This is a genomic window from Niallia circulans NBRC 13626 (assembly GCF_001591585.1).
Classification (GTDB): Bacteria; Bacillota; Bacilli; order Bacillales; family Cytobacillaceae; genus Niallia; species Niallia circulans.
The window spans coordinates 1-1296 of sequence record NZ_BCVE01000057.1 but is presented as its reverse complement, the minus strand read 5'-3'; the positions used below and the strand labels follow the sequence as shown (position 1 = coordinate 1296).

The following is a 1296-nucleotide window of genomic DNA, read 5'->3' as shown; positions in this document are numbered from 1 at the left end:
TTTTAGTTAAGTCCTCGATCTATTAGTATCAGTCAGCTCCACATGTCGCCACGCTTCCACCTCTGACCTATCAACCTGATCATCTTTCAGGGATCTTACTAGCTTGCGCTATGGGAAATCTCATCTTGAGGGGGGCTTCATGCTTAGATGCTTTCAGCACTTATCCCTTCCGCACATAGCTACCCAGCGATGCCTTTGGCAAGACAACTGGTACACCAGCGGTGCGTCCATCCCGGTCCTCTCGTACTAAGGACAGCTCCTCTCAAATTTCCTACGCCCACGACGGATAGGGACCGAACTGTCTCACGACGTTCTGAACCCAGCTCGCGTACCGCTTTAATGGGCGAACAGCCCAACCCTTGGGACCGACTACAGCCCCAGGATGCGATGAGCCGACATCGAGGTGCCAAACCTCCCCGTCGATGTGGACTCTTGGGGGAGATAAGCCTGTTATCCCCGGGGTAGCTTTTATCCGTTGAGCGATGGCCCTTCCATGCGGAACCACCGGATCACTAAGCCCGACTTTCGTCCCTGCTCGACTTGTAGGTCTCGCAGTCAAGCTCCCTTGTGCCTTTACACTCTACGAATGATTTCCAACCATTCTGAGGGAACCTTTGGGCGCCTCCGTTACTTTTTAGGAGGCGACCGCCCCAGTCAAACTGCCCACCTGACACTGTCTCCCACCCCGATCAGGGGTGCGGGTTAGAATGTCAATACAGCCAGGGTAGTATCCCACCAATGCCTCCACCGAAGCTGGCGCTCCGGCTTCCAAGGCTCCTACCTATCCTGTACAAGCTGTACCAAAATTCAATATCAGGCTGCAGTAAAGCTCCACGGGGTCTTTCCGTCCTGTCGCGGGTAACCTGCATCTTCACAGGTACTATAATTTCACCGAGTCTCTCGTTGAGACAGTGCCCAGATCGTTACACCTTTCGTGCGGGTCGGAACTTACCCGACAAGGAATTTCGCTACCTTAGGACCGTTATAGTTACGGCCGCCGTTTACTGGGGCTTCAATTCAGAGCTTCGCACTAACGTGCTAACCCCTCCTCTTAACCTTCCAGCACCGGGCAGGTGTCAGCCCCTATACTTCGCCTTGCGGCTTCGCAGAGACCTGTGTTTTTGCTAAACAGTCGCCTGGGCCTATTCACTGCGGCTCTCGCAGGCTTGCACCCGCAAGAGCACCCCTTCTCCCGAAGTTACGGGGTCATTTTGCCGAGTTCCTTAACGAGAGTTCTCTCGCTCACCTTAGGATTCTCTCCTCGCCTACCTGTGTCGGTTTGCGGTACGGGCACCC

At 54.6% G+C, this 1296-nt stretch carries 1 rRNA gene; it reads right to left on the bottom strand.

Going from position 1 to position 1296, the window contains the following annotated elements:
* Positions 1–2: 2 nt before the first annotated feature.
* Positions 3–1296: ribosomal RNA gene (locus BCI01S_RS24505) — 23S ribosomal RNA — on the bottom strand; the annotation flags it as partial.